At 44.9% G+C, this 25,371-nt stretch carries 26 protein-coding genes and 2 riboswitches; of the genes, 19 read left to right on the forward strand and 7 right to left on the reverse strand.

Annotated features, from left to right (window positions below):
• Nucleotides 1–119 precede the first annotated feature (119 nt).
• The 9 genes from AC0YN6_RS11555 (at nt 120) to AC0YN6_RS11595 (ending at nt 11,293) form a co-directional block, all read left to right on the forward strand.
• Nucleotides 120–2,189, forward strand: coding sequence for a bifunctional aldolase/short-chain dehydrogenase (locus tag AC0YN6_RS11555; RefSeq protein ID WP_475746998.1), 2,070 nt, complete (start codon nt 120–122; stop codon nt 2,187–2,189).
• A gap of 14 nt (nt 2,190–2,203) precedes the next feature.
• On the forward strand, nt 2,204–2,575 hold the full coding sequence (locus AC0YN6_RS11560) for a sensory rhodopsin transducer (protein ID WP_475746999.1): 372 nt from the start codon (nt 2,204–2,206) through the stop codon (nt 2,573–2,575).
• A 26-nt stretch (nt 2,576–2,601) separates the two neighbouring features.
• A complete protein-coding gene (gene rhaI, locus AC0YN6_RS11565; RefSeq protein ID WP_475747000.1) occupies nt 2,602–3,822 on the forward strand; it encodes an L-rhamnose isomerase in 1,221 nt (406 codons plus the stop codon).
• Nucleotides 3,819–5,288, forward strand: a complete 1,470-nt coding sequence (locus AC0YN6_RS11570; protein WP_475747001.1) for a rhamnulokinase — start codon at nt 3,819–3,821, stop codon at nt 5,286–5,288. Before rhaI ends, AC0YN6_RS11570 begins: the two co-directional genes overlap by 4 nt.
• Before the next feature lie 37 nt (nt 5,289–5,325).
• Nucleotides 5,326–6,084 carry a DeoR/GlpR family DNA-binding transcription regulator gene (locus tag AC0YN6_RS11575; RefSeq protein WP_475747002.1) on the forward strand — a complete coding sequence of 253 codons (759 nt, stop codon included), beginning with the start codon at nt 5,326–5,328 and terminating at the stop codon, nt 6,082–6,084.
• A gap of 1,403 nt (nt 6,085–7,487) precedes the next feature.
• Nucleotides 7,488–8,210 (forward strand): (Fe-S)-binding protein, encoded by a 723-nt coding sequence (locus tag AC0YN6_RS11580; RefSeq protein ID WP_475747003.1) that lies wholly within the window; start codon nt 7,488–7,490, stop codon nt 8,208–8,210.
• 2 nt (nt 8,211–8,212) lie between these two features.
• A complete protein-coding gene (locus tag AC0YN6_RS11585; protein WP_475747004.1) occupies nt 8,213–9,742 on the forward strand; it encodes a LutB/LldF family L-lactate oxidation iron-sulfur protein in 1,530 nt (509 codons plus the stop codon).
• Nucleotides 9,735–10,460, forward strand: coding sequence for a LutC/YkgG family protein (locus AC0YN6_RS11590; protein ID WP_475747005.1), 726 nt, complete (start codon nt 9,735–9,737; stop codon nt 10,458–10,460). The genes AC0YN6_RS11585 and AC0YN6_RS11590 overlap by 8 nt, the downstream gene beginning before the upstream one ends.
• Nucleotides 10,461–10,597: 137 nt before the next feature.
• On the forward strand, nt 10,598–11,293 hold the full coding sequence (locus AC0YN6_RS11595; protein ID WP_475747465.1) for a FadR/GntR family transcriptional regulator: 696 nt from the start codon (nt 10,598–10,600) through the stop codon (nt 11,291–11,293).
• A gap of 453 nt (nt 11,294–11,746) precedes the next feature.
• Here AC0YN6_RS11595 and AC0YN6_RS11600 read toward each other — a convergent pair whose 3' ends face one another.
• The 3 genes from AC0YN6_RS11600 to AC0YN6_RS11610 form a co-directional block, all read right to left on the reverse strand.
• The gene (locus tag AC0YN6_RS11600; protein WP_475747006.1) at nt 11,747–12,649 is read right to left on the reverse strand and encodes a J domain-containing protein; all 903 of its coding nucleotides are present in this window, start codon (nt 12,647–12,649) and stop codon (nt 11,747–11,749) included.
• 189 nt (nt 12,650–12,838) lie between these two features.
• Nucleotides 12,839–13,501: an HAD family hydrolase gene (locus AC0YN6_RS11605; protein WP_475747007.1), complete on the reverse strand. Its 663-nt coding sequence runs from the start codon at nt 13,499–13,501 to the stop codon at nt 12,839–12,841.
• Nucleotides 13,502–13,555: 54 nt separating this feature from the next.
• Complete coding sequence (locus tag AC0YN6_RS11610) at nt 13,556–14,137, reverse strand: DJ-1/PfpI family protein (protein WP_475747008.1); 582 nt, start codon at nt 14,135–14,137, stop codon at nt 13,556–13,558.
• Between the two features lie 153 nt (nt 14,138–14,290).
• On the opposite strand from AC0YN6_RS11610, the gene AC0YN6_RS11615 reads away from it, so the two are divergent.
• From AC0YN6_RS11615 to AC0YN6_RS11640, 6 genes are all read left to right on the forward strand, one after another.
• Nucleotides 14,291–14,812, forward strand: coding sequence for a hypothetical protein (locus tag AC0YN6_RS11615; protein WP_475747009.1), 522 nt, complete (start codon nt 14,291–14,293; stop codon nt 14,810–14,812).
• Nucleotides 14,813–14,937: 125 nt separating this feature from the next.
• A riboswitch (PreQ1 riboswitch) is annotated at nt 14,938–14,981 on the forward strand.
• A 147-nt stretch (nt 14,982–15,128) separates the two neighbouring features.
• The gene (gene queC / locus AC0YN6_RS11620) at nt 15,129–15,782 is read left to right on the forward strand and encodes a 7-cyano-7-deazaguanine synthase QueC (RefSeq protein WP_475747010.1); all 654 of its coding nucleotides are present in this window, start codon (nt 15,129–15,131) and stop codon (nt 15,780–15,782) included.
• Nucleotides 15,782–16,219, forward strand: coding sequence for a 6-carboxytetrahydropterin synthase QueD (gene queD / locus AC0YN6_RS11625; RefSeq protein ID WP_475747466.1), 438 nt, complete (start codon nt 15,782–15,784; stop codon nt 16,217–16,219). The genes queC and queD overlap by 1 nt, the downstream gene beginning before the upstream one ends.
• 2 nt (nt 16,220–16,221) lie before the next feature.
• Nucleotides 16,222–16,953 (forward strand): 7-carboxy-7-deazaguanine synthase QueE, encoded by a 732-nt coding sequence (gene queE / locus AC0YN6_RS11630; protein WP_475747011.1) that lies wholly within the window; start codon nt 16,222–16,224, stop codon nt 16,951–16,953.
• A gap of 33 nt (nt 16,954–16,986) precedes the next feature.
• Nucleotides 16,987–17,484: a preQ(1) synthase gene (queF, locus tag AC0YN6_RS11635; RefSeq protein WP_475747012.1), complete on the forward strand. Its 498-nt coding sequence runs from the start codon at nt 16,987–16,989 to the stop codon at nt 17,482–17,484.
• A 147-nt stretch (nt 17,485–17,631) separates the two neighbouring features.
• Nucleotides 17,632–17,826, forward strand: a complete 195-nt coding sequence (locus AC0YN6_RS11640; protein WP_475747013.1) for a hypothetical protein — start codon at nt 17,632–17,634, stop codon at nt 17,824–17,826.
• Nucleotides 17,827–18,213: 387 nt separating this feature from the next.
• Here AC0YN6_RS11640 and thiD read toward each other — a convergent pair whose 3' ends face one another.
• From thiD to AC0YN6_RS11660, 4 genes are all read right to left on the reverse strand, one after another.
• Nucleotides 18,214–19,026, reverse strand: a complete 813-nt coding sequence (thiD, locus tag AC0YN6_RS11645; protein WP_475747014.1) for a bifunctional hydroxymethylpyrimidine kinase/phosphomethylpyrimidine kinase — start codon at nt 19,024–19,026, stop codon at nt 18,214–18,216.
• A 31-nt stretch (nt 19,027–19,057) separates the two neighbouring features.
• Entirely contained in the window at nt 19,058–20,083 is a 1,026-nt protein-coding gene (locus AC0YN6_RS11650) for an ABC transporter substrate-binding protein (protein WP_475747015.1), read from the reverse strand.
• A complete protein-coding gene (locus tag AC0YN6_RS11655; protein WP_475747016.1) occupies nt 20,080–20,856 on the reverse strand; it encodes an ABC transporter permease in 777 nt (258 codons plus the stop codon). The genes AC0YN6_RS11650 and AC0YN6_RS11655 overlap by 4 nt, the downstream gene beginning before the upstream one ends.
• Nucleotides 20,837–21,709 carry an ABC transporter ATP-binding protein gene (locus AC0YN6_RS11660; protein WP_475747017.1) on the reverse strand — a complete coding sequence of 291 codons (873 nt, stop codon included), beginning with the start codon at nt 21,707–21,709 and terminating at the stop codon, nt 20,837–20,839. Before AC0YN6_RS11660 ends, AC0YN6_RS11655 begins: the two co-directional genes overlap by 20 nt.
• A riboswitch (TPP riboswitch) is annotated at nt 21,694–21,796 on the reverse strand. Its footprint overlaps the gene before it by 16 nt.
• Before the next feature lie 86 nt (nt 21,797–21,882).
• On the opposite strand from AC0YN6_RS11660, the gene AC0YN6_RS11665 reads away from it, so the two are divergent.
• From AC0YN6_RS11665 to AC0YN6_RS11680, 4 genes are all read left to right on the forward strand, one after another.
• A complete protein-coding gene (locus tag AC0YN6_RS11665) occupies nt 21,883–22,440 on the forward strand; it encodes an SLOG family protein (RefSeq protein ID WP_475747018.1) in 558 nt (185 codons plus the stop codon).
• Between the two features lie 257 nt (nt 22,441–22,697).
• A complete protein-coding gene (locus AC0YN6_RS11670; protein WP_475747019.1) occupies nt 22,698–23,120 on the forward strand; it encodes a DUF6855 family protein in 423 nt (140 codons plus the stop codon).
• Nucleotides 23,121–23,552: 432 nt separating this feature from the next.
• A complete protein-coding gene (locus AC0YN6_RS11675; RefSeq protein ID WP_475747020.1) occupies nt 23,553–23,819 on the forward strand; it encodes a hypothetical protein in 267 nt (88 codons plus the stop codon).
• Nucleotides 23,820–24,012: 193 nt separating this feature from the next.
• A complete protein-coding gene (locus AC0YN6_RS11680) occupies nt 24,013–25,365 on the forward strand; it encodes a hypothetical protein (RefSeq protein ID WP_475747021.1) in 1,353 nt (450 codons plus the stop codon).
• Nucleotides 25,366–25,371 lie beyond the last annotated feature (6 nt).

Here is a 25,371-nt window from a genome sequence, read left to right on the forward strand (position 1 = left end):
TAACTTCACAATCCTTTTATTTTTATTTCCGTTTATGTTTGAAATATGTATATTCAAACATAAACAAATATGATATGATCGATTCAAATACATTCAAAACATCATTCGGAGGTATATTTATGGTACAAAGTTTATGGGAAAACGAAAAAGCATCGCAGCTTGAAGGCGGACTAGCCGAGCTGGTTTATCGCTCCAACATTATTGGTACGGATCGCAGAGTTTGTAATTATGGCGGTGGAAACACATCAAGCAAAACGATCGTAAAGGACTTCCGCGGTCGTGAAGTTGAAGTAATGTACGTGAAGGGGAGCGGCTCAGATCTTGCTTCTATGAAGGCAAGTAACTTTACAGGCCTGCGCATGGATGATATTCGTCCGTTGTTCGAGCGTTCAGAAATGCCCGACGAAGAAATGGTTGCTTACCTCGTCAACTGCATGATCGATTCGAAGCACCCGCGCGCGTCAATTGAAACGCTTTTGCATGCTTTTCTACCATTTAAACACGTAGATCATACACATCCTGATTCTATTATCAGCTTGTGCTGTGCGGATAATGGTAAAGCGCTTGCTAAGGAAATTTTCGGTGATCGTTTTGTATGGGTTCCTTATGTTCGTCCGGGCTTCAATCTTTCCAAAATGATTGCAGAAGGCGTCCTTGCAAATCCGAATGCCGAGCTTGTTCTTATGGAAAAGCATGGCCTTGTTACTTGGGGTGAGACAAGTGAGGAATGTTACGTGCAAACGATCAAAATCATTTCCGAAGCGGAAGCATTCATCGAATCTCGATTTGACGAAGCTTCATTGTTCGGCGGCGTGAAGCATGAGGTGCTGGAAGCTGATGTGCGCAGAAGCGTAGCGGCACAAGTAATGCCGACGATTCGCGGCGCAGTAAGCGACGCTAAGAAGATGATTTTGACATTTGATGATGAAGCGGATGTACTAGCTTTCGTAAGCGGCAACGATTCTCCGACATTGTCGCAGGTCGGCGCAGCTTGTCCGGATCATTTGGTGCATACGAAGGTTGTGCCGCTATTTATTGACTGGACACCTAATGCCGAGGATATTGATGGATTGAAAGCGAAACTAGCAGAAGGAATCGCAGCATACAAGGAACAATATCAAGCGTATTTTGAACGCAACAAAAATGAAGGCGACGTGATGTTTGAAGCAGCGCCGCGCGTTATTCTAATTCCAGGTATCGGTATGATCAACACAGGCAAGAGCTGGGCAATGGCACAAGTCAGCGGTGCGCTTTACCACCGTGCAATTGCAGTTATGCGCGGCGCAACAGCATTAGGTGATTTCGTATCGCTTAGTGAGAATGAGTCGTATAACGTAGAATATTGGCCGCTTGAGCTTTACAAATTGTCACTTGCTCCAGCTGAAACGGAATTTTCACGCAAGGTAGCTTTCATTACAGGAGGCGCTGGCGGTATCGGCAGCGAAACAGCACGCCGCCTCGTTTCAGAAGGCGCACACGTTGTGCTTGCTGACCTTAATCTGGAAGGCGCACAAAAGGTTGCCGCTGAAATTAACGAGAAATTCGGTGAACACCGCGCAACAGCTGTAAAAATGGATGTAACTAGCGAAGAACAGGTTAAAGCTGCCTATGCAGAAACAGCACTTGCTTACGGCGGAGTGGATATCATCGTCAACAACGCAGGTCTAGCTACTTCAAGTCCTTTCGATGAGACTTCACTTAAGGAATGGAATCTCAATATGAACGTGCTCGGTACTGGATATTTCTTGGTAGCACGCGAAGCCTTTAAATTGATGAAACAGCAAAGCATTGGCGGAAACATGGTATTTATCGGTTCGAAAAATTCAGTGTACGCAGGTAAGAACGCTTCCGCATACAGCTCTGCTAAAGCTCTTGAAGCACATTTGGCACGTTGTATTGCAGCTGAAGGCGGCGAGTTCGGCATCCGTGTCAATACGATTTTGCCAGATGCGATTTTGCAGGGATCTGCGATTTGGAACGGCAGCTGGCGTAATGAACGCGCAGCGGCATACGGAATTGAGCCAGATCAACTGGAAGAATACTACCGCAAACGGACGACACTGCTCGTAAACATTTATCCGCGCGATATTGCCGAAGGAATTGCATTTTTTGCATCATCCAAAGCAGACAAAACGACAGGCTGCATGTTGACGATTGACGGCGGCGTGCCTGCCGCATTCACACGATAGGAGGATTCTGCGATATGTTCCAAGCCAGAGGCGAGAAGTATTGGTATATTCCAGACGGCTATATACCGCCAGAGAGCACGGGAGCACTTACCAGCCATGAATCGATATGCGTGCTGAATTGCGCATCGGAAGAAGCGCATGTTCTTATTACAATTTATTTTGAGGATCGCGAGCCTATGGAAGATATTTTGGTTGTTGTTCAGGGCAGACGGACAAATCATATTCGCACGAGCTCCTTAATGAAGGAAGGGGCGTCGATTCCGATCGGCGTTCCTTACGCCATAGAGGTGAAAAGCAATATTCCGATCATTGTACAATATAGCAGATTAGACTCTACTCAAGCAGAGAATACGCTAATGTCTACGATGGCTTTTCCAATAAAATAACTTGTAAATAGGAAAGGGTGTTTCATATGTCCGATCGCGCTTATACGTTTTTTGAGGAACAACAGAAAGCTAGAGGCATTAATATAGATGAAGTAAAAGCTAAATTGAAAGCGCTAAAAATCGAAACGCCATCATGGGGTTACGGAGACTCGGGTACTCGCTTTAAGGTGTTTCAGAAGGAAGGCGTGCCTCGCAATCCATTCGAGAAATTCGAGGATGCAGCACAGGTTCATAAATTGACAGGAATTGCTCCGTCTGTCGCTATCCACATTCCTTGGGACAAGGTTGAAGATTACGGCAAGCTAAGAAACCATGCGGAAGGTCTCGGACTTTCCATTGGGGCGGTAAATCCTAATCTGTTTCAAGATGAGGATTATATGTTAGGAAGCGTAACGAATTCCGATGCTGCTGTACGCCGGAAAGCAACTGATCATTTGCTTGAATGCGTAGATATCGCAAAGGAAACGGGTTCGCGTGAATTCAGCCTATGGTTCGCGGACGGTACAAACTATCCAGGTCAAGGACATATTCGCAAGCGTAAGGCTTGGATGCAGGAATCATTGGCTGAAATGTACAATGCGATGTCGCCTGACATGCGTATGCTAATTGAATACAAATGTTTCGAGCCAGCGTTCTATCATACGGATCTTGCCGATTGGGGAATGGCTTACAATTTGGCGCAAAAGCTAGGACCGCAAGCGGAGGTGCTTGTTGATACGGGTCACCATCTGCCGGGCGCAAACATTGAGCATATCGTTGCTTACTTGCTGGATGAGAAGCGTCTTGGAGGCTTCCACTTCAACAGCCGCAAATATGCGGATGATGATCTAATTGTTGGCTCCGTTAATCCATATGAGCTGTTCTTGATCTTCTATCAAATTCTGAGCGCAGCAGGCGACTCGGATGCAGCTGTTCGCGGCAATGCGGAGAGCATTACTTATATGATTGACCAATCACACAATATCGAGCAAAAAATCCCAGCAATGCTGCGCTCTGTACTGAACGTGCAAACACAGCTTGCAAAAGCGTTGCTTATTAATCACGAAGAAGTAAATGAAGCTGCTGAACGCCACGATGTTCTAGGTGCTGAAGACGCTGTTCGCCGCGCATTCGAATTTGATGTAACGCCGTTGTTGCACGCGATTCGCGAAGAGCAGGGCTTGCCTCATGACCCTATGAAAGCATACCTAAGCAGCAGCTACGGCAAAGGCATATTGGTGAGAGGCAAGGGCGGTGCCAGCTGGTGACCATCCTCGCTTACGATCTCGGGGCGAGCAGCGGAAGAGCGCTGCTCGGCAGGTTGAATAACGGCAAGATCGAGGTTGAGGAGCTGCATCGTTTCTCGAATGATCCGGTGCAGATCGGTGATCGGCTGCATTGGGATATTTTGCGGCTGCTTCATGAGTTAAAGCAAGGACTGCTCATAGTAAAGCATCGCGGCATAAAGCTGGATAGCATTGCGATTGATTCTTGGGCCGTTGATTTTGGCTTGATCGGGAGCAACGGAGAGCTGCTTGGCAACCCTTATCATTACCGTGATCATCATACGGATGGTGTGATGGAGCAGGTTGGCGAAGAGTTGACGGCAACAGCGATTTTTGCGAAGACGGGTATTCAGTTTTTACCGTTTAATACAATTTACCAGCTGGCTGGTTTGCAAAAGGCGGATTCTCCGCTGCTGCGGGATGCCAAACATTTTCTGATGATTCCGGACCTACTCCGTTATTTTTTAACGGGAGAAATGTTCAATGAATTTTCTAATGCAACGACTACGCAGCTGTATAATCCGTTAACTAACAGCTGGGACGAGGAGTTAATTCGTTCGATTGGCATTTCTCCTGAGTTATTTGGAGAGATAGTTCAGCCGGGAACGAAGGTAGGCGGCTTGCGCTCTTCCCTTTGTGAGGAGCTCGGCATCGAATCCGTTCCTGTCTACGCAGTGGCAGAGCATGATACGGGCTCAGCTGTGGCGGCAGTTCCTGCGCTTGAAAAGTCATTTGCTTACTTAAGCTGCGGCACCTGGTCACTGATGGGAACAGAGGTCGATGCACCTGTCATTAACGAGCTGGCGCAGCAATTGAACTTTACGAACGAAGGCGGCGTTTATGGCACGTATCGTTTATTGAAGAACATTATGGGACTGTGGATTTTGCAGGAATGCAGACGTTCGTGGGAACGGGCAGGAATTTCATACACTTTCCCCGAATTAGTTAAGCTGGCCGATGAGGCAGAGCCATTCGCAGCGTTCATTGATCCTGATGATCCATTGTTTTTGCATCCGGGTGATATGCCAGCTAGAATAACGGAATATTGTTTGCGGACGGGGCAGACTGCGCCGGCAGATGCAGGAGCGATTGTTCGCTGTATCTTGGAGAGCTTAGCCTTGAAGTACCGAAATGTGCTAGAGTTAACAGAGCAAGTATCTGGTCAAGCTTTCAGCGGTTTGCATATGGTTGGCGGAGGCATTCAGAATACACTGCTTTGCAAATGGACCGCGAATGCGATCGGCAAGCCGGTATGGGCTGGACCTGTGGAAGGCAGCGCAATTGGAAACATGATCGTGCAGTGGATCGCAAGCGGCAAGCTTACGGACATTTGGGAAGCGCGAAAGGTCATACGGGAGTCTTTCCCGGTTGATGTGTATGAGCCGGAGCAGCATGAAGCTTGGGAAAATGCATACGCTTCTTTTAAAGTAAAAACAGGAATCGCTTAAACAGCGAAAATAAATATGAGTAAGAAAGAGGTACGCTATGCTGGTCCATGAACGATATGACAAAATTGTACAGCTAGTTAATGAGAGAGGCAGCATCCGAGTAACGGAGCTGAGCGAGCTATGTCAGGTAACCGAGGAAACGATTCGACGTGACCTTGATCGCTTGGAGCAAGCCGGACGTTTGCGCCGCTCCCATGGCGGTGCGGTTAGCGTAAAGGATCAGCAGCCGGAAATTCCATATTTCGAGCGGGAGATTACTCATGCAGAGGAGAAAAAACGAATTGCTGCGGAAGCGATTAAGCTGATTCAGCCGCAGGATCGTATTTTGCTTGACGCGAGTTCGACTGCTTGGTATATGGCGGCAAGCATGCCGGATATCCCATTGACGGTACTCACCAATTCCATTAAAGTAGCGATGGAGCTGAGCAGCAAAGAGAAGATTGAGGTGATCTCAACAGGCGGTATTTTGGCCTCGCGATCATTATCTTATGTTGGTCCGTTAGCTGAGCGTTCTCTTGATGCGTACCATGTAGATAAAGCGTTCTTCTCGTGCAAGGGCGTCCATTTGGAGCGCGGTGTGAGTGAGTCGAATGAGCTGCAAGCTCGCATTAAGCACAAAATGATAGGAATGGCGGATCAAGTCATATTGGTCGCCGACTCCAGTAAATTTGGGGTTCAAGCATTTACGCATGTAGCAGATTTGAATGAGGTAAATGCCATCATTACCGATGGGCGTTTGTCTGATGCGTTATTGTCGCAGCTCCAGGAAAAACAGATTTCTGTAACGACGGTATAGAACATAGATGGCGCTGGCTTCAGCAGAAGCGCAGCGCCTTCTTGTTCGTGCCAAGTGGCAGTTTGGTTACTCTCGAAAGAGTGCTGTAAGCGCATATGTGATCTTACGGCTCGAAAAGTAACATCGATCGGCGAGTGTAAGAACCTATACGTTCTTACAGAGCCAAATTGCAGTTTGGTTACTCTCGAAAGAGTGCCGTAAGCGCATATGTGATCTTACGGATCGAAGAGTAACATCCATCGGCGTATGTAAGAACCTATACGTTCTTACAGAGCGTAGTGGCAGTTTGGTTACTCTCGAAAGAGTGCCGTAAGCGCATATGTGATCTTACAGCTCGAAAAGTAACATCCATCGGCGTCTGTAAGAACTTATGTGTTCTTACAGAGCCAAGTGGCAGTTTGGTTACTCTCGAAAGAGTGCTGTAAGCGCATATGTGATCTTACAGCTCGAAAAGTAACATCCATCGGCGAGTGTAAGAACCTATACGTTCTTACAGAGCGAAGTGGCAGTTTGGTTACTCTCTAAAGAGTACTGTAAGCGCATATGTGATCTTACGGCACGAAAAGTAACATCCTTCAGCGTTTGTAAGAACCTATGTGTTCTTACAGAGCCAAGTGGCAGTTTGGTTACTCTCGAAAGAGTGCCGTAAGCGCATATGTGATCTTACGGCTCGAAAAGTAACATCCTTCGGCGTATGTAAGAACCTATGTGTTCTTACAGAGCCAAATTGCAGTTTGGTTACTCTCGAAAGAGTGCTGTAAGCGCATATGTGATCTTACGGCTCGAAAAGTAACATCCTTCAGCGTTTGTAAGAACCTATGTGTTCTTACATAGCCAACTGACAAGTTGGTTACTCTCGAAAGAGTGCCGTAAGCGCATATGTGATCTTACAGCTCGAAAAGTAACATCCATCGGCGAGTGTAAGAACCTATACGTTCTTACAGAGCCAAATTGCAGTTTGGTTACTCTCGAAAGAGTGCCGTAAGCGCATATGTGATCTTACGGATCGAAGAGTAACATCCATCGGCGTATGTAAGAACCTATACGTTCTTACAGAGCGTAGTGGCAGTTTGGTTACTCTCGAAAGAGAGCTGTAAGCGCATATGTGAACTTACAGCTCGAAAAGTAACATCCATTGGCGAGTGTAAGAACCTATACGTTCTTACAGAGCCATTTGGCAGTTTGGTTACTCTCGAAAGAGTATTGTAAGCGCATATGTGATCTTACTGAACTAATAGTAACATTCCAGAGTGCCTGTAATCTCCAAATTGTGCTTACGCCTCGAGTCATTAACGCAGGAGATCCCAAACGAGCGTGTTTTATCTTTAGCTTGAAATTTTTTTGTTCAAACTTGTCTGACAACCTGATATAATAGGTGTAATAGAATTAAAAGGGGTGCGGGTATGAAGGTCTCATTATTTATTACATGTTTAAGCGATGCATTATATCCTCGGGTCGGTGAAGCGATGGTACGCTTGCTGGCGAAGTATGGCGTTTCATTGGAGTTTCCTACGGTACAAACCTGCTGTGGACAGCCGGCTTTTAATAGCGGTTACTGGAAGGAAGCGAGGGAATCGGCGAAGACGATATTGGATGCTTTTGAAGACAGTGACTTCGTTATTTCACCATCAGGCTCGTGTACGGGAATGATTCATCATTATCCGAAGCTGTTTGAAGATGATCCGATTATGCATAAACGTGCCAATAAGCTCCAGAGTAAATCGTTTGAGTTCACGCAGTTTCTAGTGCAGGTGCTCGGTGTTACGGATGTTGGGGCGGTATTTCCTCATAAGGTTACATATCATCCTTCCTGTCATGGCAGCCGGATTCTTGGTGTCAAGGATGAGCCGCTTGCGCTTATTCAGAATGTAAAAGGGCTTGATTTGGTGCCGCTCCCATTCGCGGAGGACTGCTGCGGCTTTGGCGGAACGTTTGCCGTCAAAATGGCAGATATTTCTGGGGCAATGGTAACGGAGAAGGTCGATCATGTGCTGGAGACGGATGCGGAAGTATTAGTCGGACTCGATATGGCTTGTTTACTCAACATTGCTGGAAATCTGCGCTATCGTGATAAACCTGTTCGGGTTATGCATTTGGCAGAGCTTCTATACGAAGGGGTGAAATAAGTATGGCTGGAGCAAAAACGGAAGCGACTGTAAAAGCAAGAGCAGATCTTGCCCTCAATGACGAGTTTCTGCGCAAAGCAGTACGTTTCACAACGGAGAGGCTGCGCAATGGGAAGAAAAAAGCGACTGAAGAGCATGGGAATTGGGAAGAATGGCGGGAGCGCGGCAGGCAAATCCGTCTTCATACCATTGCACATTTGGATTATTATTTGAACTTGTTTGTGAACAATGCTCGTGCGAACGGTGTTCATATCCATTTTGCGAATACGGCTGAGGAGGCGGTTAAGCTTACGCTTGATATTGCTGAGCATGCGAATGCGAAGTCGGTCGTCAAATCAAAGTCGATGGTATCCGAGGAGCTGCATCTTAATCATGCACTTGAAACCATCGGGGTAGAGGCAGTTGAAACCGATTTAGGCGAATATATTATTCAACTTGCAGGTGAAATGCCATCCCATATCGTCATCCCAGCCATTCACAAAAACCGTTATCAAATCGCTGATTTATTGTCCAAGGAGGCAGGGTATACGCTGCCGCCGGATACGACGGCGCTTGCCGGCTTCGTTCGTAAGAAGCTGCGCGAGAAGTTTCTAGAGGCAGAGATCGGCATGACGGGTTGTAACTTCGCGATTGCGGAGACGGGGTCGATGGTTCTTTTTGAGAATGAGGGCAATGCCCGTATGGTGAGCACAGTTCCAAAAACCCAGATTACGCTAATGGGTATGGAACGAATTATCCCATCGTGGTCTGACCTTGAAGTTATGGCTACACTGCTGCCGCGCTCGGCAACGGGTCAAAAGCTGACCATGTATATGAATGGCATTACCGGCCCGCGCCGCTCAGCGGATGCGGATGGTCCAGACGAAATGCATATCATTATTATCGACAACGGACGTTCCCTGCAGCTGGGTGATCCCGAGTTCCAAGAGCTGCTCAATTGTATTCGCTGCGGCGCTTGTCTAAATGCTTGTCCTGTTTATCGCCACATTGGCGGTCATGCCTACGGCAGTACGTATAGCGGTCCAATCGGGGCCGTACTTACACCGTCCTTGAACAAAAACATCGCTGAATGGGATGATATCGCAAATGCTTCCAGCTTATGCGGCGCTTGCTATGAGGCTTGTCCGGTCAAAATACCGCTTCACGATATGCTCGTATATTTGCGCAGGCGTAAAGTAGAGAGTGGAAATGGCAGCAAAATAGAGTCCATCGGCATGCAGGGCTTTGCGACCGTCATGGGAAATTCCTCCCGCCTTGGCGGCGTTCTACGGTTGGGCAAGCTTGGTCAGAAGCTCGTTGTACGCAGTGGAGTTATTAAGACGAAGCTTGGTCCGCTGAAAGGCTGGAACACTTACCGTGTTACGCCTAGCTTGCCGAAGGAGTCGTTCCGCGAACGTTGGGATACGCTTGATCAAGAGCTGAAGCAGGGCTTAAAGCAGATGGAGCCGTCGATGCAAAATCGGATGGAGGAGCTTGTGCGAAATCGTGAGCTTGAAGAGAAGCAGGGTAAAGGAGGGCATGGTCATGGCTGATACGCATAAACAGTGGCTGGAGAAGCTTGAAGTGGAATCACGGGCGAAACAGGAGCATTTTATGAACGATATTGCTGCCAAGCTCAGACATCCAAGAATGGTGCAGAAGCCGCAGCATCCGTTTCGCGGGGCTCCTGATTTCTGGAAGGAATTTGAATGGACGGAAGAGGAACGAATTAATCAGTTTACGGACAATTTCCTCTCGGTTGGCGGTCACGTAGCCCGTCTTCAATCGATGGATGAAGCGAAAACCTTTATCGTGCAGAAGGCTGAGGAAATGAGTGCAAAATATATCATTCGTCAAAATCAACCGGAGCTTGATGAGCTCGACCTTGAAGGCTCGCTGACAAATTCGCAGGTTTCGGTTTGGAATACGGATGCTGAGCAGCATTGGCGTGCACGTGCGGCTGAAGCTGATTTTGGCATCGTGATTGCGGATCATGCGGTTGCTTATACAGGCTCAGTCACGGTATTATCAGCTCCGAACAAAGGACGGTCCGTCAGCCTGCTGCCGACTGTGCTTATCATTATTGTCCCGATTGAACGTCTGAAGACGAGACTTGGCGAAGTGCTCGTGACGTTTGATGAAGCTGGGCGCGAACAACTGCCAGCTGGTATTCATTTTATTACTGGTCCAAGCCGCTCGTCCGATATTGAGAATGACTTGACCATTGGTGTGCATGGACCTGGTATTGTATATGCGTTGTTAGTTGGTTAGCTGTGAACGTACGCGGTCTGGACTAGAAACGACACCGCTTCGTTAAAAGATATCGTATACCGTTCACGCATGGGAGGTGAGACATTATTCCGCTATTAGAAGTAGAGAAGCTGTCGAAGAGAAATCATTACGAGGAAATAACTGAACAAGTTAAGCGTCTTATTGTAGACGGCAAGCTGAAGGTCGGAGATAAGCTGCCCTCTACGAAGCAAATGTCTGAGCAATTTGGTGTTGGACGCTCTACAACCCGTGAAGCGCTTAGCGCACTGAAAGCGATGGGGCTGATCGACATTCGGCAAGGTGGAGGCTGTCGCGTTATCAGCAGCGCACCGCTCGATATGGAGCTTCCTGAGCTCGCATCGCTCCGTATGAACCGCGAAACGGTACTGGAATTGTTGGAAGCTCGTGAATCACTTGAGGTTTCGGGCGCCGCCATTGCAGCTGTGAAACGTACGGATGAGGATCTTAGACTGTTAAATCATTTAATTGAAGAGATGCAGCGAGTAGCGGGCGATGAGACCGAGGGGGAAAGGTTGGACCTTCAATTTCATTTGACGCTTGCGAAGGCGACACATAACTCGATTATGGTGCGCCTGTTTGAATCGATTATGAATCATATCGAAACGGCGATTCACGATATTAGACGGGTTGAGCTGTATGCTAGCACATCGGTAGCGGAGCGGCTCTATAATGAGCATTACGATATCGTTGAAGCGATTGAAAAGAAGGATGCAGAGCTTGCAGCGGAACGGATGAAGCAGCATTTGAAGCATATTGAGAGCATAGTGCGGAAGCATTTGGGTGAGAATGAGCATAATGAATCAAACGCATAGAGAATAGTTGGATCTCGACATGATAAATGGTCAGCTGAAATTATTCGGCTGGCTTTTTTTTATCTAAGCAACGGTGGGGAAGAGATGGCTGAGGGACTTATATCTCAAATAATGTATAAGAAAAATAATTACCTATTGCAGAAAGTACAATAGAAACCTAACATGAGTGCTTGATTGCTAAGCTACAATGCAGAAATGCAGTAGAATTAGCCCGAAAAGTGTTCATGTATGTGCGAATAAGCTATTCTATTGCACAAACTGCAGTGTGGAGATAGATAGAAAGCTGCTGGGAGGTTTCTATTGCACAAACTGCAGTGTAGCAATAGTGAGATAGCCTAGGATGCACGAACACAAGCTTCATATCATATAACAGCTGCGTCTAGATCAAAAAAAACCCGATCTCCGCACAAACCATCATCATGGCTGTTGGAATCGGGTTATTTTCTTTTCTAGCTACTCAATAGTCGCTAAATATTTTTTAATGAACTCTTTTGCTTTTTCTGGGTTTTTGCTATCCGGGCGAATGCCGATAACCATGTTTTCTTTGTATAGCGGAAGCTGAGAACTTAGGGCAGAGGCGCTTAGGTCAATACCGTACACATGCTCCTCCGTATCTTCATCAGTCTTCAGCTTCATAGCAAGTTCGTCCTTCATCAGCGGCTTTAACTCACCGTTAACGAGATCGTCCAGCGGCATAAGTACCCCCTGAATTCCGACCCACTGAAAAATGCTTTCATCCATAATATATACATCCGGGTGCTCAGTTGCTAAGACGAGCACTGCTTTCTGCAAATAGGCATATTGGGATTGTTGGTCCTTAGGTACTAAAGTTAATGTTGAAACAAACCTTTGCCATTCGGGAAACGCTGTCAAAAGAGCGGTTTCAATTGCTTCCTTCTCAGGCGCATCATCCTTCAACATGTAATTACCCATGAATGAGATGCTCAAATCGACAGGCGGCAGATTAGCAAGTCGCTCTTGCTCTTCGCGGTAGTTCATAAAGCTGATCACGCCATAAATAATAAGTGCTACTGCTGCAATTGCCCCAAGCGTGTGAAGTTTGTAATAGCGCCAGAAATGATCCATTTTCTGAGCTTGTCCAGCCATTTTCTTGAATTTTCCGTATTCTTGTTCGTTGAACGCATCCGTTAACTTACGATCCTCATAATCGAGAATTAGCCGATACGCTTGTGTAACGCTTGCAAAAGAATCATCAGAATCCCCTGCATCGTCCTTCTGGTGCTGTGTTCTAGAACGGGATTGGCGCATAAGTATCGTATAACGCTTTTCCACTTCTTCTTTGGCCGCAAGTTCTGGCAGCCCCATTGTCTCATAGGCCTTTTTTAATTCGTCCACTTGTGTCACCTCAATTAGTAAGTAGCTCCTATATGATTCCTATCTATTAGTATACGGAATTCCACGCTTAACGCAAATTTTGGCGAAAATACTCATTTGATTTCATTCAAATTTGGAATCGGCAATGCTCAGGTATCCCCTTAAAAAGAAACGCGAGAGGACAGCTTAACGGCTGTCCTCTCGCTTTTTTTAGAAAAAACCTTTGATTAATGTAGGGATCTCAAATAAATCATTACAAATAGCACCTTGATAGTTATGAGTATAGTCATTGCTTTTTAGTATCGTTCGCATCCCGACTTCATTAGAAGGAATGATATCAGCCTTCAGATTATCACCAATGAAAACGGACCGTTCAGATGAAGAATTCAAATTAGAAAGTGAAAGTTGAAAAATAGCATGATCCGGTTTTCTCAAATTGACTGCTCCTGAAATGACAATATCATCAAAAAACTCCATTATGCCAAGTGAAATAATTTTGTTTCTTTGATAAAACTCTCTGCCATTCGTAATCATACCTAATTTATAACCACTTGCCTTTAAAGTGTGAAGCATTTCATTCAAGCCCGAAAATCCGATACTGTATAAATGGAAATTACTATTTAAATCATCCAATAGTGTATTAAATAATGTTTTCTCCAGACTGAAGATTTCGATCAACTCGTTATAAACTTCCTCTTTGGGCATGACAATGTTATTTAATTGTGTGAACTTCGCAATGAAAATACTCTTGTCGGCAATGAAACGATGTAAAGAAAATTGTTTGTACTGATATTTTGCAAAGTTGATCAAAGATTGCTCTTTATCAAGCAATGTTTGGTCGAGGTCAAAGATAACTGTATCAATTGTACTCAACGTTTCACCTCCGTCTATTTTATCGATAACCGATAATGCATCACTCGTAGACGATTAATAAGTCGCTAGGTCTTCCATTTCGTAGGGATAATCCATTTGTTTTTTTATGTTTTTTACATCATGCTCCGATAAGAAAAGCCCAATGACATAAAGGCCTAAATCAATAGAAGTGGCGACGCCTCCAGCCGTAATGACATTGCCGTCTCGCACAATACGGGAGTGAATAACTTCATTGCAGTAAGGTTTCAATAGATCATAGGCGTAAGGATGCGTGGTCGCTTTTTTATTTGTCAAATAGCCAGCTGCACCAAGCAGTAATGAGCCTGTGCAAACGGAGATGAGGTATTGTGCCTGTGCTGCTTCCTTCATCCATGCTGTAAATGACTCATCATATCTCAGTGCTCTTGTTCCAAGCCCTCCAGGTATGAAGATAAGATCATACTGCGCTAGATCTGGTTTGATTTGATTGACTTTAATTGTCATGCCAAGCTCATCCGTAATTTCTTCCTGCAGTGCGCAGATATCCCAGGTGAATTGTTTCGTTGCTTCAAAATACTTAAAGCGAGTGATCACATCGTAGAAGCCTACGAAATCCAAGAAAGTTACTCCGTTAAATAAAATAAAGGCAATTTTCATCCTTGCTGCACCCCGTTTCTTTATTGCAATAATATTACAAAACCTTCCGCTGGTATAGTTCAAAACACGAAAAAAGCTAAGAAGGCTCGATTCTATTGCTCTTATCGACTACAATAACGAAGACGAGAATGTATTCAAAAGTGAGGGAAATCGATGTTTGATCCAACTGTTTATGAAAACTTGAAAGTAGCCTTCGAGAATCAGCTGTATGATTTGGATACGCTGGATCGAAAGATAGATATCATTAATCGGATAGATCGTTTGGAGCTTGCGGTTATGTCGCGCGAATTCACGCTTCAATTTAAGCTGGCTGAGTACGGAGAGGTGTCTGCAGAAATTCAGCTTACTGCGTCCCTGAAGGATTTGGCAGCTGAAATATTGGAGCTGACGGGTGAGACACCGGCATGTACGCTGCGTATACGTTTTTTCATGCAGATGATTAATGTTGCGAAGCAATGCGATGAAATTAAACAAGTGATGCAGCATATTTGGGAGCCGGATATTGAGCCTACACAAACCATTAGTTATCTATACGGTTCCGAAGCACCTGTTTATTGGAATGTTATTGAGCTGAGCTTTAGTCGTAAGATTAGCGAAGAGCAAATGGAGGACATCCCGGATCTAATCGATCATGTTCTAAGGACATTAACGAAGCTGAAGGACGTTGGCGCGTAGGCATTGCCTGTCACGTCGCAGTTAATTACTGTATGTTTCTTTAATGATGAAGCTGTGCTATAGTTTTGAGAATGAACAACTGAAGAAGAAACTCCGATGCTATTGTCTAAAGACAATATTAGCTATCGGGAGAGGTTCGCGAACTCCCTCTATAAAAAACTATGCGAAACGATTGTCCCATCAGGTGACATCGTCGTTTTCGCGTTCGGCGCGAAGCGGGTTCCACAACGCTTCGCGCCGTTTCTTTGGTTTTTTATCTACATATGAAGGATGACAAGCGATCTCGATCTTCTCAACTAAGAGAGGGAGATGCAGCATGAAAAAGGAAAAAGCAGTCGTTGTGTTCAGCGGCGGTCAGGACAGCACGACATGTTTATTTTGGGCAATGGAGCGATTCTCGGAAGTAGAGGCCGTTACTTTCAACTATGGGCAGAGGCATAAGCTTGAGCTCGAATGTGCAGCGGATATTGCCAAGGAACTAAAGATTAAGCATCACATACTGGATATGTCTCTACTTAATCAATTAGCTCCTAATGCGCTCACAAGAGAAGAGATCGCGATCGAGCAAAAAGAAGGGGAGCTTCCAACCACCTTCGTCGATGGACGTAATCTTTTATTTCTAACTTTTGCAGCGGTGCTGGCAAAGCAGCTTGGCGCGAAACATATCGTAACAGGCGTATGCGAAACGGACTTTAGCGGGTACCCCGATTGCCGGGATATCTTCGTGAAGTCGTTGAATGTGACGTTGAACTTATCGATGGATTACCCGTTTGTAATCGATACACCTCTGATGTGGCTGAATAAAGCTGAAACATGGGAGCTTGCAGCGGAGCTTGGTGCATTCGAATTTGTACGTACACGGACGTTAACTTGCTATAACGGCATAATGGCGGATGGCTGCGGAGAGTGTCCGGCTTGTCAGCTTCGTAGGAATGGGCTGGATGATTATCTGCTCAAGGTGAAGCAATGATGATGCAGCAGATTTATCCAGTAGTGCAGCATAGCTATTGTTATGAACTCAACAAAGATTTTCATTTTGCGGCGGCACACTTTGTTCCCGCTGAGGAAGCTGGTAAATGTCGAGAGATTCATGGTCATACGTACTATGCCAATGTGACGGTTGTGGGAGATGAGCTTGATGAATCAGGCTTTCTTGTCAATTTCGCGATAATTAAACGGTTGATTCATGATCGTTTCGATCATTCTTTACTTAATGATGACGAAGAAAGCTTCAGTAATGTATTGCCCGACCGTTTTCCTACGACTGAAGTGGTGGCACGAACAATTGCCGACATCGTGCAACGCTATTTAGATGGCACTGTAAATCGGCCTCAGTGTGTTCAAGTATATCTCCGAGAAACGCCGACGAGCTACTGTATCTATCGTCCGAAGCGGATGGAGGTCTAACAATGCCAGATAACAAACGAATTCCTGTTATGGAAGTGTTTGGACCGACCGTTCAGGGAGAAGGCATGGTCATTGGCCGCAAAACGATGTTCGTTCGTACTGCGGGCTGCGATTATAGCTGCTCTTGGTGTGATTCGGCATTTACTTGGGATGGCAGCGGCAAAGAAGAGATACGAATGCTGACGGCAAATGAAATTATAGATGAACTTAAAGGAATCGGCGGAAAAACGTTTGAGCATGTAACGATTTCGGGCGGTAATCCCGCGCTGCTCACTCAGCTGGACGTATTAGTGAATGAGCTTCATAAACAAAGCATCAGCGTTGCGCTAGAGACACAAGGCAGTCGCTGGCAGGATTGGTTTTGGTCAATTGATGAGCTGACTTTATCACCTAAACCACCGAGCTCAGGTATGAAGACCGACTGGTCCAAACTCGACGAAATCGTATCCAATTTGAAAAGCAAGTCAACTAGCTTTAGTTTGAAGATCGTCGTTTTTGATGATGAGGATTTGGAGTATGCGACCTATGTTCACTTACGCTACCCGATGGTTCCGTTTTATTTGCAAGCGGGCAATAGCAACTTGCAGGAAACGGAGCCGAAGCTTATGCTTCCATATTTGGTAGAGCGTTATGAGTGGCTGATTGAGAAGGTTATGCCAAACGCTGATTTAAAGCGGGTGCACGTTCTCCCGCAGCTTCATACATGGGTATGGGGGAATAAAAAGGGTGTCTGAAATATAATTAAAGTAAGAAAGGTGGAAACGAGCATGGAAGGAAGAAACAAAGAGGAGCTGAACGGTGTGACGCTGCTCGGCAATCAAGGAACGCAATATTTGTTTAACTATGCACCGGAAATTTTGGAGGCCTTTGATAATAAGCATCCGAATCGGGATTATTTTGTGAAATTTAATTGTCCGGAATTTACGAGTCTTTGTCCAATGACAGGACAGCCGGATTTTGCAACTATCTATATCTCATACATTCCCGCTCAAAAAATGGTAGAGAGCAAGTCGCTGAAGCTATACTTATTCAGCTTCCGGAACCATGGTGATTTCCACGAGGATTGCATGAATATCATTATGAATGATCTTATTGCACTGATGAATCCCCGCTATATTGAGGTTTGGGGTAAGTTTACACCACGCGGCGGCATTTCCATCGACCCTTATTGCAATTGGGGGCAGCCTGGTACAAAGTACGAGCAAATGGCGGAGCATCGGCTCATGAACCATGATTTATATCCAGAGAAAGTGGATAATCGTTAATTTTTGCTTGTACCTGAGACTAGGACAAAAGAGACATCTATGGTAGATGTCCCCTTGGTTGCCCGTCTAAGGTCTAGGTAATATCCTGCCCAGAGTCTATTTCAATTATTCTCTTTTTGTCTATACTTAAGTAAGAGATACTAGAGAATGGGTGAACCGATGATGATTAAAAATGCGATATGTATGTCAGTGCTGCTTTGCACAATAGCGTCAGCGTTAACGAACTTTGGTGTTACTCCGGTACGAGCTCTTGCAGCTCCAGGCGCATCACAAGCTGAATATAGCCGTATGAACAATGTGAATGAGCCCTTCTTGCTGCAGATGGAGCAGGAGGAAAAGTAAAAGCTATCTTCTTAAAATGTTTATGATTGGTAAAAGATATATGGAGCAGTAATTGAAAAATGGCGGTGCAAGGGGAAATCCTTGCACCGCCATTTTTTTGTTGGAACGCTTTTATTGTGAGTCAATAGGTAGGTTGTGAGTGATATTAAGTCTATCTTCTAGACCTATTTTCATCTAAAGCGCTGGTTTGGTGAGAATAGATCTATAATTTAGATCTATATTTACTGGAATGACGAATAAAAAGCCATCGGGTGGGTTTTGGGCCACATTAAGTCTAGCATCTAGTCCTATTTTTGCCAAAAGCGCTGATTTGGTGAGTATAGATCTATATTTTAGATCTATATTTCCAATCGACCTATTGTCAGGCATTCGGTATAAGATCAGCAGTCATCTTCGTGAGAGCTGCCTTTGCTTATAAGCAAAATGATTGGTTGGACCATGCCCGCCGCCGATCCCGATTTGGTCTTCAATAGCTGCTTGAATGAAGCATTTGGCTGTTCTAATCGCATCATGAACGGATTTCCCTTGAGCGACCTCTGCGGTAATAGCAGCAGAGAACGTGCAACCAGTGCCATGCGTATGCTTAGTAGCAATACGATCGCTTTCCAAATAGACGAAGCGCTCACCATCATAGATTAGATCAACAAGACGATCTCCGCTTATATCATGGCCGCCTTTTATGACAACATAACGCGAGCCCATTTGCTTTAATATCCGCGCAGCTTCCTCACGGTCACTGAGCGTACTTATTGGCATACCTGCGAGCAGCTCAGCTTCTGGAATATTTGGAGTAACAACAAGCGCGAGCGGCAGCAAATGCTTAATCAGTGTTTGAACGGCTTCCTGCTGTAGCAAGGGCGAGCCGCCTTTGGCAATCATTACAGGGTCAATGATGAGATTTTTCCATTGATATTGTTTTATTTTTGCGGCTACGATCTCGATTATTTCTACGCTAAACAACATGCCAGTCTTAACAGCAGAGGGTTCCAAATCTTCGCCAATGGAATTCAGCTGCCTTCTAATCGCTTCAGCCTCCATCGGATAGACACCTTGCACACCAAGTGTATTCTGAGCAGTCACTGCTGTGATAACGGACATTCCGTAGGTGCCGAGCTCCTGAAAGGTTTTTAAATCAGCTTGAATGCCTGCGCCTCCCCCGGAATCCGAGCCTGCAATCGTCAGTGCTTGATATCGTTTCATCGACGTATCTCCTTCAAAAGATCAGTCTTACTTACAAATTTGAAAAAGCATCCTCAGCCTTAATATTCGCTGGCAGAAGTTCATTCTCTATTAACCAATCTCGCACATTGGACCATGATGCAGGATCTTGATAACCAAAGGATTGTTCACCCGCGTCCATAAGCGGCAGCAGGATGTCTAAGCTCTTCGTTTCGATTTCCTTGTCGAGAGGGGAGGTTTGATCCTCGTGCTCGAATAAGATGGACAAGGATTGCTCTGTATTCGATGCGACAAATTGCTGGCCTTCTGTAATGGCGGCCATAAATTTTTTGAACAACTCTTGTTTTTCAGCAACTCCTTGCTCGCTTGCAACGAGTACAAGCTCGTAATAATCTGGCACGCCAAAATCAGTAGGGTTAATTGCCTTCATCGGATGCCCTTCCTTAGCTAGCAGCAGTTGCTCATGATTTATAAATCCGCCAATGATTGCATCAACCTTATTGGTGGCGATAGCGGGAATAAAGGAAAAACCGACGTCTATCATATTTACATTTTGCGGATCTCCGCCGTCATCCTTGATCATCGTCCGCATCATCGCTTCGTATAGTGGAATTGAAGAGTAGCCCACCTTTTTACCGACGAGATCCTTGGGCGATTTGTAGCTTCCGCCTTCAGGAACCATCAGATGATTAAGAGGATGTCTGACGATGGCAGCAATCGATTTAACAGGAATAGCTTCGCCGCGAGCCATGAGCACCTGTGGCTGGTAGCTGAGCGCTAAGTCGACCTTGCCAGCCGCCACAAGTTTCAAAGCGTCATTCGTATCAGCAGGCATTTGAATGTTAACATCCAGGCCGTGCTTCTCGAAATAGCCGTTCTTCTGAGCTGCATAAAGGAAGGAATGCACTGCATTTGGATACCAGTCGAGCATGATGCTAATTTGCTGAGGCTTCTGATCCGGTGTAGGAGAGCTGGTTTCATTAGAATTTACATTTGCATTACCGCTGCAACCGCTAATTACGAGCAGTAGAATGGACAGCATTGGAATAAACCATTTGATGTTTGTATTGATCTTCATTTCTTGATTCCTCTTCTCTTTAGTATCGTTTTCTCCAAAAGCACGATGGCACCGAATAACAAGATGCCGATCAGGGATAACAGAAAAACAGCTGCAAACATAGAATCAGCGTTCAAATTGCTGGACATTCGGCGGCTATAGTAGCCAAGACCTGCACTGCCCCCAAGCCACTCGCCAATCGTAGCGCCGACAACACAATAGACGATAGATAATTTCAGTCCCGAGAAGAAGGAGGGCAGGGCGATCGGAATTTGTATTTTGCGAAAAATATCCCAGCGTGTCGCCCCCATCGTTAGCAGCAGCTCCCGATATTCCTTGTCACTTTTCGCTAGCCCGTCATAAGTGTTGACAACGATAGGAAAGAAGGATGTCAGAAATACGACAGCAACCTTGCTCCAAATCGTATAGCCGAACCACATGATGAAGATTGGCGACAGGGCGATAAGAGGAATCGTCTGACTGATGACGACGAATGGGTAGATCGCCTTCTCTAGCGTGCGGAACGTGTGCATTCCTGCTGCTAGAGCAATTCCGCCCACAACCGATAGTAGGAATCCGATTGCGACTTCCTTCAAAGTTGTCCGCAGGTGTTCGCCTAGTAGAAGACGGCTGTCTTCTATTAAGGCTCGGCTGATGGCAGTGGGAGACGGCAGTATGTAAGAAGGAACTAAGCCAAGATGTACGATCCATTGCCACACGATCAGCAAGCTGGCGAGCAGTAGTATAAAGAGTCCATAATGATTCAGCCATCGTTTAAAAAGAAGTTTGCTCATGCAGCCTTCGCTCCAAATCTTGTCGCAGCTTTACAAAATCGGGTTCATAATTCTGCTCATAATGTCGTGGCCTCGGCAGCTCGACGACAATTTCTTGAACGGTGTGCGCTTTGTCAGCCGTCAATAAATAAATGCGATCACTTAGCAAAATAGCTTCTTCTAAATCATGTGTGATGAAGAGAACTGTTTTACCTAAGCCGCCCCATAAATCCAGCAGCCACTTATGCATGCCGCGTTTGGTCATTGCATCTAGCGCGCCGAACGGCTCATCCAGCAGCAGCAGCTCTTGACCCGTTGCGAGTGTTCTTAGAAACGCAGCTCGCTGACGCATGCCTCCCGATAGTTCGTCAGGATACGCATGTTCATATCCTGCGAGTCCGAAGCGTACAAGCAGCTCCATGATTTCACCTGTGCTATAAGGCTTTGCGCCTCTTGCCAGCTCAAGCGGGAGCAAGCAATTATCGAGCACAGTTCTCCATGGCAGGAGCAGGTCCTTTTGCGGCATGTAGGCAACCTTGCCTAGCCGATTCGCGGCAGGCTTGCCATGCAGCCTGATTTCACCTTGGCTCGGCTGGAGTAATCCAGCCATAAGCTTAAAGAGGGTGCTTTTGCCCGAACCGCTCGCACCAATGATGGAGACGAATTCTCCTGAACGAGCTTGCAGCGATAAATTAGACAAAATAGGCTTATCCGTATGCGTATTGAAAGAATAGCTTACGTGATGAAGTGATAATATAGCGGTAATACACATTCCCCCAGTAAACAAATAAAGACCCACCCATTTCCGAGGGGAAATGAGCGGGTCTAACGAACAAACAAGGCTTGCGCGCATGAATGAATGCTGCTGCTCCACTTCCCTCCGCTGGAATGATCCAGATCAGGTTCCAAGGGTCCAGAGCATATGCTCCATCTCAGCCGTTAGGCCCCCCTAGTGAATAAATAGGTCAATATTCAATTTGTATTTTTTCTACTATAGCATACACTGGAGAGATGTAAACTATAATTATCCGAAAAGGCGTTGGACAAATGAAAAATTTACTCGTAACGGGCTATCGCGCTCATGAGCTTAATATTTTTAATCAGAAGCATGAAGGCATTGTTTATATAAAAAAAGTGCTGACGAACAAGCTGGTTCCGCTTATTGAGGATGGGCTTGAATGGGTCATTACCCCGGGACAGTATGGGGTGGATTTGTGGGCTTGTGAGGTCGTTATCGCGCTGAAAGAAATTTATCCTCAGTTGAGGCTATCTATTATTTCGGCGTACAGTAATCCGGAAGAAAAGTGGAAGGATGATAAAAAGGAATTTTATCAGCAGGTATTAAAAGGAGTCGACTATTATGCCTCAGTCAGCAACCAACCGTATAATGGGATCTGGCAGTTTACGGCGAGGGACGAGCTGTTGTTTCGCAAGACGGACGGCATTTTGCTCGTTTACGATGAAGATGCTGGCGAGGGCAGTCCAAAGTTTTTTAAAGAAAAAGCGTTAAAAAAGCAGCATGCAGAGGGTTACGTTTACATTAGCATCAGCTCGGAGGACATTCAAAGCATTGCAGATGATGACAATTTGTATTCAGACAGTTAAGGCGTTGCTTAAAATGAAAACCAGTATAGCCCATTATGCTGAATGGATAGATGACAAACTAACCTCATAGGCCAAGCGGACACAGAAGCCTATGAAAGAATGAGTTCTCAGTTTGACACGGAGCGACCAGCCGAGTATGTTGTACTTGAGAGCGATTCGATTTGGAACAAAGTAATAGGGAACAGGTTATGGTCAATAAGGATTCATGGTAATTTGTCTAAGAAAATTTGAGTATAAAGCAAAAGGAGCGGAATTGTATGTCGATAGCAGAGGGTACCAAAGAGAACCCATGGAAATTAAAAACGCCTCCTCAAACATCTGAATATGAAATGTTTAAGGGCGAAAAGGATGGGAAAGAAATCATAGTTTGCACGGTAGGCAAAACAGTGTTGCATTATGACTATCGTTGCATTGAAGACTTAAGCGCGATGCTTAAAGAACACGGTGACTGGATAGAGCTCGGCAGCGCTGATGAACAGAAGCCTGTTAAGGAGGGTACAGTTGAAGCTTGGGGACGTTCACCTGAAAATCCTATCGGCGGTTGGTATGGCTTGAAAAAAGGTTTGCGCGGGAGATTCGGAATGTACATACCACCATTGATGGAGAAGCTGGGACTCGCAGAGGTAGAACACAATGCAAGAAATAATCGGATGAGGGCACTACAGCAAGAAAGCAAATAAATGCATGAGCGAGAAAATAGACGACGACATGAATTCCCTCTTGTTGCTGCTTCATTTAGCTAACATATTACTTTTGTTTAACAATAGGAGCAGGTTGCTACGGCAGCAGCTCCTATTTTTTTATTTAAATGTTCGATTATCTTTGATCATGCGTGTCTTTTATATGGTAAAATATATTATATATGGTATTTATGTCGCTAGTCATTTTTTTGGTTTATCAAAAGGGAGATGAAAAATCATGAGTTATGATATTCATATTACGAGGGCTAATCATTGGACTGAAAGTGCACATAATCCTACATACTAAATAAGTAACTTTTTTCTATGCGGCTGCGTCTATGAAATATGTGAACAATAGGTAGGAGGAGAACTGCTATTCGTAACCATATTTTATTAGCTTTGCCGATTCATTTGATGGCATGGATTCTCATTTTGGCAGCATTGTTATTCGAGCCATTTCAGTGGTTTTTAACTCCGGTTGTAAATAATACTCCAGCTTTTATTACGGTTTCAAAATGGTTAGTACAATCACTTCTTGTAACTGGCATAATTGGATTTTCTATATATAAATTACGGAGCAGCCCTAAATTGTCTAGAAAAGATTTAAATGTTGTTTCTGTTCAAGTTGTTTTCTCAATTATTCATATTGCAGTCGTCAGCGCTGTTATTTTTTCAGTTGTTGGATTTGAAGATCTATAGCGGACTCAAGATTAAGGCTGCCGACGGGCAGTCTTTTTTTAATAATGAGCATCGGAGCAATAACTCGGTTAAGGTAAATATTTGTATAGTAATAAAATATATTTATTGACATATATAATTTTATGTTGGTATACTATGGAACATTACTTATTCCCGATTAAATATGTCGGAATTAAAAATGGAGGCAATGTTAATGAAACATACCAAAGCATATACCAAACTGCTAGTAGCACTCCTCTTGTCCTTCTCTATCATTTTCACGCAATCAGCTGCATTTGCGGCATCTTCTGCAACTGCGGTATCACAGGAAGATGGTGCAGCACAGTATAAGCAGTTTTTGAAAGAAAAGTTTGATGTTAGTCTCCCGGCTAAGGTTACAAAAGGCGAATTCATTCAAGCGGTAGCAACTGTTCTTAGCTATGAGCCATCGGGCAAAGCTGTAACATTCTCGGACGTCTCAGCTGAGAGCGAGCTGTATGCAGCTGCAGCTGCTTTGTATGAGAAAGGTATTTTGTCCGGCCCCGCCATTCAAGGCGATCAAGTGCTTACAAGCTCTGTAGCAATTGCGATTGCTGTAAGAGCAGCAGACTTGAAGGAGCTTGCCTATACATATCCAGCTGCTAAGGTAAACAAAGTTTTGACGAAGCTAAATGTAAAAAGCAGCTCGCTTGGTACCAAAGGCGCGCAAGAGGTAGCAGCAGCGGTAGATACAGGTTTGCTGCCAGTTGAATTTCATGCTAACTTTAAGCCGAAAAATGCAGCAAGCGATCAATTGATCCACACGCTTCTAGGTAAAGTGCTTATCACAAAAGGACTTTATAAGAAATACATCGGTTATGTTAACGACAACGATATTTATGCAAAGCTAAGCAATGCATACGAAACTTCCGATATTATTGATGCGCCGAACTTGCAAAAGCTTGTTAATACAGCGTTGGAGCAAAATTTGATTACGGGCTACAACATTAAGGATTCCCGTTTCAATGCTAATTTCGTCGATTCCTTATCGCTAATTTACGGACATTCTGATTTTAATCACGCGATTCAGCTTATTGGCTTGCTTCGCAGTGAAGGACTAAACGCTAAGGTACAATTCGAGCCCAAAACATCTGCATTTATTTTTCTAGCAGAATGGGGTACTCCAGGACCGAATGTGGTGAAAATTGCAAATGGAAATTATATTAATTATGCAAAAGAGTATGATCTTGAATTCGAATTTGCTAATGCGGCGGATAAAGCTGCTTTCCAAGATGTCATTCTAGCTTATGCAAAGAAAGATAAGGATGGTCAAGCAGGTCTGATTATTGAATCATGGTGGCAGCCGCTTTACTATTCACAAACGGAACTGAAGGATTACGAAATTATTACGAACAACTTTATTACGGATGCGGACAGTCCTTATACTGTAAATCCTTTTTCACTTAATGAAGATTCTGCCAAGGTGGTAGCAGGCTTTAAAGCAATTGATCCAAATGTTGTTGTTACGCCAATTCAATTTTGGGTGGATAAGCCGTTCTTCAGATATTTGCATGACGAAGCATCATAATCGAAT

Source organism: Paenibacillus sp. J22P15 (assembly GCF_056269345.1).

Coding starts and splice junctions, on each gene's coding strand:
- AC0YN6_RS11555 (WP_475746998.1), top strand. CDS start 120: ATGGTACAAAGTTTATGGGAAAACGAAAAAGCATCGCAGCTTGAAGGC.
- AC0YN6_RS11560 (WP_475746999.1), top strand. CDS start 2,204: ATGTTCCAAGCCAGAGGCGAGAAGTATTGGTATATTCCAGACGGCTAT.
- rhaI (WP_475747000.1), top strand. CDS start 2,602: ATGTCCGATCGCGCTTATACGTTTTTTGAGGAACAACAGAAAGCTAGA.
- AC0YN6_RS11575 (WP_475747002.1), top strand. CDS start 5,326: ATGCTGGTCCATGAACGATATGACAAAATTGTACAGCTAGTTAATGAG.
- AC0YN6_RS11580 (WP_475747003.1), top strand. CDS start 7,488: ATGAAGGTCTCATTATTTATTACATGTTTAAGCGATGCATTATATCCT.
- AC0YN6_RS11585 (WP_475747004.1), top strand. CDS start 8,213: ATGGCTGGAGCAAAAACGGAAGCGACTGTAAAAGCAAGAGCAGATCTT.
- AC0YN6_RS11590 (WP_475747005.1), top strand. CDS start 9,735: ATGGCTGATACGCATAAACAGTGGCTGGAGAAGCTTGAAGTGGAATCA.
- AC0YN6_RS11610 (WP_475747008.1), bottom strand. CDS start 14,137: ATGAAAATTGCCTTTATTTTATTTAACGGAGTAACTTTCTTGGATTTC.
- AC0YN6_RS11615 (WP_475747009.1), top strand. CDS start 14,291: ATGTTTGATCCAACTGTTTATGAAAACTTGAAAGTAGCCTTCGAGAAT.
- queC (WP_475747010.1), top strand. CDS start 15,129: ATGAAAAAGGAAAAAGCAGTCGTTGTGTTCAGCGGCGGTCAGGACAGC.
- queD (WP_475747466.1), top strand. CDS start 15,782: ATGATGCAGCAGATTTATCCAGTAGTGCAGCATAGCTATTGTTATGAA.
- queE (WP_475747011.1), top strand. CDS start 16,222: ATGCCAGATAACAAACGAATTCCTGTTATGGAAGTGTTTGGACCGACC.
- queF (WP_475747012.1), top strand. CDS start 16,987: ATGGAAGGAAGAAACAAAGAGGAGCTGAACGGTGTGACGCTGCTCGGC.
- AC0YN6_RS11640 (WP_475747013.1), top strand. CDS start 17,632: ATGGGTGAACCGATGATGATTAAAAATGCGATATGTATGTCAGTGCTG.
- thiD (WP_475747014.1), bottom strand. CDS start 19,026: ATGAAACGATATCAAGCACTGACGATTGCAGGCTCGGATTCCGGGGGA.
- AC0YN6_RS11650 (WP_475747015.1), bottom strand. CDS start 20,083: ATGAAGATCAATACAAACATCAAATGGTTTATTCCAATGCTGTCCATT.
- AC0YN6_RS11655 (WP_475747016.1), bottom strand. CDS start 20,856: ATGAGCAAACTTCTTTTTAAACGATGGCTGAATCATTATGGACTCTTT.
- AC0YN6_RS11665 (WP_475747018.1), top strand. CDS start 21,883: ATGAAAAATTTACTCGTAACGGGCTATCGCGCTCATGAGCTTAATATT.
- AC0YN6_RS11670 (WP_475747019.1), top strand. CDS start 22,698: ATGTCGATAGCAGAGGGTACCAAAGAGAACCCATGGAAATTAAAAACG.
- AC0YN6_RS11680 (WP_475747021.1), top strand. CDS start 24,013: ATGAAACATACCAAAGCATATACCAAACTGCTAGTAGCACTCCTCTTG.